7 protein-coding genes and 1 rRNA gene are annotated in these 9,164 nt (G+C 36.0%); all 8 read right to left on the bottom strand.

Annotated features, from left to right (window positions below; genetic code table 11):
* Positions 1–100 (bottom strand): 16S ribosomal RNA (locus WAK64_RS15275); the annotation flags it as partial.
* 293 nt (positions 101–393) lie between these two features.
* Positions 394–1,476, bottom strand: coding sequence for an HD-GYP domain-containing protein (locus WAK64_RS15270; protein ID WP_336587851.1), 1,083 nt, complete (start codon positions 1,474–1,476; stop codon positions 394–396).
* A gap of 84 nt (positions 1,477–1,560) precedes the next feature.
* Positions 1,561–4,050, bottom strand: coding sequence for a DNA gyrase subunit A (gyrA, locus tag WAK64_RS15265; protein WP_336587850.1), 2,490 nt, complete (start codon positions 4,048–4,050; stop codon positions 1,561–1,563).
* Positions 4,051–4,137: 87 nt separating this feature from the next.
* Positions 4,138–6,060 (bottom strand): DNA topoisomerase (ATP-hydrolyzing) subunit B, encoded by a 1,923-nt coding sequence (gene gyrB / locus WAK64_RS15260; protein ID WP_336587859.1) that lies wholly within the window; start codon positions 6,058–6,060, stop codon positions 4,138–4,140.
* 115 nt (positions 6,061–6,175) lie between these two features.
* A complete protein-coding gene (remB, locus tag WAK64_RS15255) occupies positions 6,176–6,415 on the bottom strand; it encodes an extracellular matrix regulator RemB (RefSeq protein ID WP_336587849.1) in 240 nt (79 codons plus the stop codon).
* A gap of 9 nt (positions 6,416–6,424) precedes the next feature.
* Positions 6,425–7,543, bottom strand: a complete 1,119-nt coding sequence (recF, locus tag WAK64_RS15250) for a DNA replication/repair protein RecF (protein WP_336587848.1) — start codon at positions 7,541–7,543, stop codon at positions 6,425–6,427.
* Positions 7,544–7,561: 18 nt separating this feature from the next.
* Positions 7,562–7,783 carry a S4 domain-containing protein YaaA gene (gene yaaA, locus WAK64_RS15245; protein ID WP_336587846.1) on the bottom strand — a complete coding sequence of 74 codons (222 nt, stop codon included), beginning with the start codon at positions 7,781–7,783 and terminating at the stop codon, positions 7,562–7,564.
* A 119-nt stretch (positions 7,784–7,902) separates the two neighbouring features.
* Complete coding sequence (dnaN, locus tag WAK64_RS15240; protein ID WP_336587845.1) at positions 7,903–9,039, bottom strand: DNA polymerase III subunit beta; 1,137 nt, start codon at positions 9,037–9,039, stop codon at positions 7,903–7,905.
* Positions 9,040–9,164: the final 125 nt, after the last annotated feature.

Raw genomic sequence — 9,164 nt, 5'->3', positions numbered from 1 at the left:
CTGACGTCAGGGGAGCAAGCTCCCCATCAGTCCGCTCGACTTGCATGTATTAGGCACGCCGCCAGCGTTCGTCCTGAGCCAGGATCAAACTCTCCATAAAAGTAGTTTGACTTGCTCATGTTTGTGTAAGAACTAAGTTCTTACGTTTAGAATTAACGTTGACGTTTCGTCTTTTCAGTTTTCAAAGTTCAATCAATGTCGTTTTAGCGACTTTAATAATATACCACAATTCCTTTTATATAGTCAATGTTTTTTATTAACTTTTTTAAAAGAAAATTATGAGCTGTTTTTAAACAACAAAAAATATTATACATAAATTTTCTTCACTATGCAACACAAATCTACACTAATAATACAGCCAACTCTATTCAATAAAGGAGCTGGCTATATTTATTATGAAATAACACTTTCTATATATACATCTCTCATTTTCGTCAGGTCAATGATTTGGCCACTCTTCAAAGTTTGGATAAGGGGTCTAGTCATCTCCTCTTTCTTAGTAAATAACACTTCGCCTTCTTGTCCGTCAGATAAACGTACGTTCGTTCCCTTTGGTAAATTTGCTAATAGCTGTATTGCTGAATCGACTACCACACTATTAAGTTTGCCAAAGCTGTCTTCTCTTATCATTTCTAACACTTTAAAAGAGGATTGTTTGCTTCGATAGTTTTTTTCTGAAGTCATTGCATGATAAATATCTGCAATAGCTATAATTTGTGAATACGGATGAATTTTGTCCTTTCTCTCAGCCCGAGGATATCCACTGCCATCTAACCGTTCATGATGTTGATAAATAGCTAATTTTGCCTCTGTTTTTAAAAAGGGGGTGTTTTTAACCATTTGGTAACTATTTGTAGTATGTAATTTAATTTCATTAAATTCCATCGCAGTAAGGGGCGTCCTTTTAAATAATATAGCAGGGGAGACTCTCGCCATTCCACAATCCGATAGTACTCCTGCTAATGCTACTTGTATACAACTTCCTTGGTCATACTTGAGCTTCTTAGCTATCATTCCACTTAGAAGTCCAACAGCGATGCCGTGATGGTATACATACTCATTTTTTGATGAGTGATGAGTTAAAAAATATAAGGCATGTTGTTCTTTCTCTAAATCTTGAAAGAGGGGAAGGAAGAGATTTCTTATTTTAGCAATATTAATAGCGGAGCCAGATTGCCAAGATATAAATTCTTTTTTGTATTCTTGAACGACTTTAAAATAGTGTTGAATAAATGTTAACTTTTCCTTACCATTCATTTGCGTTACTTGCGTTTTAGTAACTGGACTTTGATAAAAAACCGTTCCGTCTATTTTAACACTTTCAACATGTACATCCTCAATGGAGAATGCCTGTAAAACCTCAATATGTTGTTCTGTTAAAATCGTGCTTTTAGGAAGTAAGGGATAGGAACTAAGGCCCATTACATCCTTTGCTAAAATGCAACCTGTCTCCAAATTCGCTACCGCCGCTTTCATGCATCATCCCTCGTTTATATTTTTCCTTTATTGTAACAAAAAAAGAAAGGAGCACCTATAATCTTTTAGGTACTCCTTCCTATTTTATTCTTCTTCTGATTCTATTTGCTCTGTTTCTACATTTATTTCATCTTCTTGTTTTTCTTCTTCTTTTTGCACCTTAGCAACGGTAGAAACATACTCACTTTCTTTTAAACTGATTAGCTTAACACCTTGAGTATTTCTACCAGTTGTAGAAATATCTTTGACGTCCATACGAATCAGAACACCATGAACGGTTATTAACATTAGATCCTCTTCACCAGTTACTGTTTTAACAGAGGCAAGTTCTCCATTCTTTTCGGTAATGTTACATGTAATTAATCCTTTTCCACCTCGAGTTTGAATACGATATTCAGATGCAGGGGTTCGTTTTCCATAACCATTTTTCGTGACAACTAATACATCATTATCTTCTTCAAGTATTTCCATTCCAACGACTTCGTCATCCTTATCCAACGATATTCCTTTTACTCCAGTTGCAGTTCGTCCCATGGAACGAACATCCCCTTCCATAAAGCGAATAAGCATCCCTTTTCTAGTTCCAATAATTATATGCTTTGATCCATCAGTAAGCTTAACAGAAATCAGTTCGTCTTCGTCTCGAAGATTTAAAGCAATTAGCCCATTCGTTCTAATGTTTGCGAAATCAGATAATGGAGTTCGTTTTGTAAGTCCTTGACGAGTAGTAAAGGTTAAATACCAGTTTGCATCAAATTCTTCTACCTTAATAATCGTTTTAATCCATTCATCCTTTTCAATTCCGAGCAAATTAATAATAGGTATTCCCTTTGCTGTACGGTTAAACTCAGGAATTTCATAGCCTTTTGCTCGATATACTTTTCCTTTATTCGTAAAGAAAAGGATTGTGTCATGAGTAGAGGTTGTCAGTAAATGTTCAACAAAATCATCTTCATTCGTTCCCATTCCTTGAACACCGCGTCCTCCACGTTTTTGACTTCGATAGGTTGAAACGGGTAATCGCTTAATATAGCCTTTATTCGTTAGCGTTACAACAATATTTTCTTGTGGGATTAAGTCTTCATCCTCAATTTGTTCAATTCCACCTGCAATAATCTCTGTACGGCGGACATCATTAAAACGCTCTTTAATTTCCACTAATTCCTCACGAATAATTTCTAGCACTTTTTCTTCATCTGCTAAAATAGCTTTCAATTCAGCAATTAATTGAAGAAGTTGTTGGTACTCATCTTCAATTTTTTCACGTTCTAAACCAGTTAAGCGTTGTAGTCGCATATCAAGAATTGCTTGTGCTTGTTTTTCAGAAAGGGAAAAGTTCTCCATTAACCCTTGGCGCGCAATATCGGTTGTTTGCGATCCACGAATAAGCGCAATAATTTCGTCGATATGATCTAATGCAATTCGTAGTCCCTCAAGTATATGAGCTCTAGCCTCCGCTTTTCTTAACTCAAATTGAGTTCTACGACGAATCACTACTTTTTGATGTTCTAAATAATACTTTAAAGCCTGCTTAAGATTAAGAACTTTAGGCTGTCCATCTACTAATGCTAATAAATTGATACCGAAGCTCGTTTGAAGAGCGGTTTGCTTGTATAAATTATTTAACAAAACGTTAGCGTTTGCATCTCTGCGAACTTCAATGACGATACGCATACCTTTTCGATCGGATTCATCACGTAGATCCGTGATACCATCGATTTTCTTATCACGTACCAAATCAGCAATTTTCTCTATTAATTTTGCTTTATTTACTTGATAAGGAATTTCTCGAACAATAATCGTTTCTTTTCCGTTCGATTTTTGTTCGATATCTACCTTAGCACGAAGAATAATTGAACCTCTTCCTGTCTCATAGGCACGGCGAATCCCACTTCTTCCAACAATTAAACCTGCAGTTGGGAAGTCTGGTCCAGGAATATAGTCCATAAGTTCTTGGATCGTAATCTCTTCATCCTTACTTAAAGCCAAGATTCCATCTATAACTTCACCTAATTGATGTGGAGGGATATTCGTGGCCATTCCAACAGCAATCCCTGATGCACCATTCACAAGTAAGTTTGGAAAACGGGAAGGGAGAACAGCGGGTTCCTTTTCCTGTCCGTCATAATTATCTTTATAATCAATTGTATCTTTATTAATGTCACGTATTAATTCCATAGAAATCTTAGACATTCTTGCTTCAGTGTATCGCATGGCAGCAGCAGCATCTCCATCGACAGAACCGAAATTCCCGTGTCCATCAACAAGCATATAGCGATAGTTAAAATCCTGAGCCATTCTGACCATGGTATCGTATACAGCTGAATCACCATGAGGGTGATACTTACCAATAACTTCTCCCACAATACGTGCTGATTTTTTATAGGCTTTATCTGCTGTCATTCCAAGATCATTCATTGCGTACAAAATTCGACGGTGAACAGGTTTCAAGCCATCTCGAACATCTGGTAACGCCCTTGAGACGATAACGCTCATTGCATAATCTAAAAATGATGTTTTCATTTCCTGACTTATATTAATCTCTTTCACTCTTGGGTTTGGCGTATCTGACATAAAGTGAACCTCCTTCTAGTAAAGCTTTAGATCATATGAATCCAATATTTAAAGACAGGATAGACCTGCCATCTACCCTGTTAGCCTTTAAATATCTAGGTTTTTCACATAAATAGCATTTTCCTCTATAAAATTACGACGCGGCTCTACTTTATCACCCATCAATATCTCAAACGTTTCATCCGCTTCAATTGCATCTTCTAAACTAACTTGAAGCAACGTTCTAGTTTCAGGATTCATCGTCGTTTCCCATAACTGCTCTGGATTCATTTCCCCTAAACCTTTGTATCGTTGAATTCCTGGCTTAGGCTGCTTTGGAAGAGAAGCGAGTGATTCTTCTAATTGCTTTTCATTATATGCATACTCTACTTTTTTTCCTTGCTGAACCTTATATAGTGGTGGTTGAGCAATATAAATATAGCCAGCTTCTATAATTTGTCTCATATAACGGTAGAAAAATGTCAATAATAAAGTACGAATATGAGATCCATCGACATCGGCATCTGTCATGATCACTATTTTGTGATACCTTGCCTTCGAAATATCGAATTCGTCTCCAATTCCCGTTCCTAAAGCTGTAATAATCGCTCTAACTTCGTTATTAGACAATATTTTGTCTAATCGAGCCTTTTCCACATTTATTATTTTCCCTCTTAAGGGAAGAATTGCCTGGAAATGGCGGTCCCGACCTTGTTTTGCTGACCCTCCGGCTGAATCACCCTCTACCACATATAGTTCACTTACTTTAGGATCACGAGATGAACAATCTGCAAGTTTTCCTGGTAAGCTAGAGATCTCTAATGCGCTCTTTCTTCTAGTAAGCTCTCTTGCCTTTTTCGCAGCCATTCGAGCTCGAGCAGCCATTAATCCTTTATCGACTATTTTTCTTGCAACAACAGGTGTCTCTAATAAAAACTTCTCAAAATGATCGGAGAACAATGAATCCGTAATGGTACGCGCTTCAGAATTTCCTAATTTTGTTTTTGTTTGACCTTCAAATTGGGGATCAGGATGTTTGATAGAAATAATCGCTGTTAACCCCTCACGAACATCTTCCCCTGATAAATTACTATCGTTTTCTTTAAAAATATTATTTTTACGCGCATAATCATTGATTACTCTTGTTAAGGCCGTTTTAAAGCCAGACTCGTGAGTTCCACCTTCATAAGTGTGAATATTATTTGCAAAGGAGTATAAATTACTAGCAAAGCCGTCGTTATATTGAAGTGAAATTTCAACAGCAATCCCTTCACGTTCAGCTTCTATGTAAATAGGCTCCTCGTGAATGACTTCCTTAGTACGATTTAAGTGTTCTACATATGATTTAATACCGCCTTCATAATAAAACTCTTTTTGCTTATTTTCTTCACGTTTATCTTCGATGGAAATTTTAATGCCTCTATTTAAAAAAGCAAGTTCGCGAATACGATTGGCTAGTATATCGTATTCGTAAGTAATCGTTTCAGTAAATATTTCCGGATCTGGTTGAAAGTGAATGATTGTGCCAGTAATATCTGTTTGATCGATTACCTTTAAATCAAAACTTGGTACACCTTTTTCAAACTTTTGATAGTGTACTTTTCCTTCACGGTGAACAAATACTTCAAGTTCTGTCGAGAGCGCGTTCACAACCGAAGCTCCTACACCGTGAAGACCACCTGAAACTTTATATCCACCACCGCCAAATTTTCCACCAGCATGAAGGACTGTCATGATTACTTCAACAGCTGGTCGGCCCATTTTTTCATGAATACCAACTGGAATTCCTCGACCATTATCTTGAACAGTGATGCTATTATCTTTTTCAATCGTAATCTTTATTTCATCACAGAACCCCGCTAATGCTTCATCAATACTATTATCAACAATTTCCCAAACTAGGTGATGAAGACCTTTTCCTGATGTTGAGCCTATATACATACCAGGTCGTTTTCGAACCGCTTCTAATCCTTCTAAAACTTGAATCTGATTTTCATCATACGCCTGCTTATTATCTTGTTTATTTTCCATAGTCAAATGGGTTCACCTACACTTTCTAAACATGACTATTCATTTTATCCTAAAAATTCTCTTTTCTTTATCAATAAAGAAATATGGAGTGTTCATGTATTTTTGAGGTAAAATCCTAAATATTACCTGGTACAGCTCGCTTTTTTAAAGTACCTGAGGCTAAAGGGGAGAGGTAGATCCCATTATAGGTGACGACTAATGATTTATAAGGTCCTTTCCCTAACTCCTGAAGTTGATTTTTTTGTTTCCTTAAAAATAATTGCATTTCTTCAGAAGATTGGACAGTTGCTTTATCAATAACCGCAATAATTTCGTTCGTTCGAACCATCACATCTTCCCCAACGTGTATGTACACGAAAGCACCTCATTTCAATTTAGACATTTTTCCTGTTTCAACAATATACGTAGCCGCTTCTCTTAACGTTTGGTGATCAATTCCTTCTACACTCGTTGTTGTGACAAAGGTTTGAACCTTCCCTTGAATCGTGTTAAGAAGGTGTGATTGTCGATAATCATCTAACTCAGATAGGACATCGTCCAATAAAAGAATCGGATATTCTCCAATTTCTGAATGAATTAGCTCAATTTCAGCTAACTTAACAGATAATGCTGTCGTTCGTTGTTGGCCTTGAGATCCATATGTTTGAACATCACGATCATTCACTAAAAACTGAAGATCATCTCGATGTGGTCCAACTAACGTTACACCACGATCAATTTCTCGTTCACGTAGTTGAGTGAATTTTTGTTCAAATATCTCTATCATTTTCGACCAATCTTGCTCTTCTGATACATCAATTGATGGTTTATATATAATTTTTAATGCCTCTAGCTCTCGAGAGATACCTGAATGTATAGGCTTGGCCCAACCTTCTAACATTCGAATAAATTCGAATCGTCTCCGAACAATTTTTACTGCCATTTGTATATATTGTTCCGTTAGAACATCAAGCATTGTTTGATCGCTTTGTTTTTTTAATTGTAGCTGTTTTAAATACGAGTTTCGCTGCTGTAATATTTTATTATATTGATTACTATCATGAAGATAAACAGGGGAGACTTGTCCAATTTCCATATCAATGAAACGACGTCTTACTTGTGGGCTCCCTTTAACTAAATGAAGATCTTCTGGTGCAAACATCACAACATTCATATTGCCAACATAGTGACTCAGCTTAGGTTGTTCAATATGATTAAACTTCGCTTTTTTCCCTTTTTTTCCTATTGATAATTCTAAAGGAACTGACCCGTTTCGTTTATTAATTCTCCCTTTTATTTTAGCATATTCATCATCCCAGCGGATTAATTCTTTATCTTTTGATGTCCGGTGAGACTTTGCCATCGCTAAAACATATATCGATTCCATAACATTCGTTTTCCCTTGAGCGTTCTCTCCTAAAATGACATTGACCTTATTTTCAAACGATACCTCTAAGGATTCATAGTTTCGATAGTTTTCTAACTGTAGCCCCTCAATATACATGAGTTAACATTCCTTTATTCAAAGTTCCGCTTTAATAACAAAAAGACCGACTTCTTCGATTTCTACTCTATCATTTGGGTAAAGCTTTCTGCCTCTGCGCTGGTCTTCTTCATTGTTTACATAGACCTTGTATTCGCTAAGAAACCATTTTGCCATACCACCAGATTGAATTAAATCTGCCATTTTTAATAATTGACCTAACGTTATATATTCCGTATTAATCTGGATTTCAGTTTCCACGATTGTTCACTACTTTCCGATTTAGTCTCTAATAATTCATTTTACTAAATTTTAGTCCTAGAAACAAAGAAAACTAAAATAAAAAAATCCCATCTAAAAAGATAGGATTTTAAACCGTCTTAATATGTTCTGACAGGAAGAATGAGTTGCAAGATAGAATCATCATGCATTGGTCGAATGACAAACGGTCTCATTGCTCCAGTAAATTGAATATGAATTTCGGAACCTTCAAGTGCTTTTAATGCATCCATCATGTACTTTGCACTAAAAGAAATCTTCAAATCTTCTCCCTCAATATTACCACTTTGAACTTGCTCAATAACATTACCAATTTCAGGAGAATTCGATGAAACTTCTACTATACCACTTTCTAGTGTAGAGAGCTTGACTACATTATTTCTTCCCTCTCTTGCTAATAAAGAAGCACGGTCAATCGATTGTAAAAAGTCTTTTGTTGTAAGCTGCAATTCCGTTTTTGTATCTGTCGGAATTAAGCGTGTCGTATCAGGATAGTTCCCCTCTAATAATCTTGAAAAGAACAACAAGTGTTTTGTTTTAAACAGTATTTGATTTTCAGTAATAACAATATCCACGGCCTCTGAAGAATCATCTAAAATTTTACTTAATTCACTTAAGCTTTTTCCTGGAATAACAACATTGTAGTGGGCAGTAGATTCACTTTCAATAGCTGCTGTTCTCATAGCTAAGCGGTGACTATCTGTTGCAGTACAGATTAACTTCCCATCCTCCACTCGCCAGTTTACACCTGTCAATATCGGGCGTGTTTCTGAGGTGGACACTGCAAAAAATGTTTGCCGTATCATCGTTTTTAATAAATCAGTTGGTATTTTAAAGACATTTTCTTCTTCAATTTGAGGAAGATGAGGATATTCTTCAGGATCTAAGCCATTTAGTTTAAATTCTGCTTTTCCTGAACGAATGACCGTTTGAAAAGAATTTACGACTTCAATTTCAATTGTTTCAGACGGCAATTTCTTTACAATTTCGCTAAAAAATTTAGCTTGAAGTACGACTCCACCTTGTTGGTGAATGTCTACAACACTCTTCCCATCTTCTTCTACTGGAATTAATGATTCAATTGAAATATCAGAATCACTTCCTGTTAAGGTAACGCCCTTTTCCGTTGTAATAATTTTTATTCCCGTTAATATCGGAATAGTTGTTCTTGATGTTACTGCTTTCATGACATCTTGAACGCTTCTGACTAAATAATCACGTTGAATAGCAAATTTCATCAATAATTCCTCCAATTTGTGTACATATTTTTTATTGGAAAGCATATATTAATATGTTTTAAAAAAATAGTAGTAATAATAGTAGGGCGTGTGAATATGTGGATAACTGCTTTTCCAAGCGTAAG

The organism is Bacillus spongiae, from assembly GCF_037120725.1.
GTDB classification, from domain to species: domain Bacteria; phylum Bacillota; class Bacilli; order Bacillales; family Bacillaceae_K; genus Bacillus_CI; species Bacillus_CI spongiae.
Note: the sequence above shows the minus strand (reverse complement) of the source record. Positions and strands in the feature narration are given on the sequence as shown.

Excerpts from the sequence above, each read along its gene's own strand:
- WAK64_RS15270 (WP_336587851.1), bottom strand. The coding sequence starts at position 1,476 with ATGAAAGCGGCGGTAGCGAATTTGGAGACAGGTTGCATTTTAGCAAAG.
- gyrA (WP_336587850.1), bottom strand. The coding sequence starts at position 4,050 with ATGTCAGATACGCCAAACCCAAGAGTGAAAGAGATTAATATAAGTCAG.
- gyrB (WP_336587859.1), bottom strand. The coding sequence starts at position 6,060 with ATGGAAAATAAACAAGATAATAAGCAGGCGTATGATGAAAATCAGATT.
- recF (WP_336587848.1), bottom strand. The coding sequence starts at position 7,543 with ATGTATATTGAGGGGCTACAGTTAGAAAACTATCGAAACTATGAATCC.
- dnaN (WP_336587845.1), bottom strand. The coding sequence starts at position 9,039 with ATGAAATTTGCTATTCAACGTGATTATTTAGTCAGAAGCGTTCAAGAT.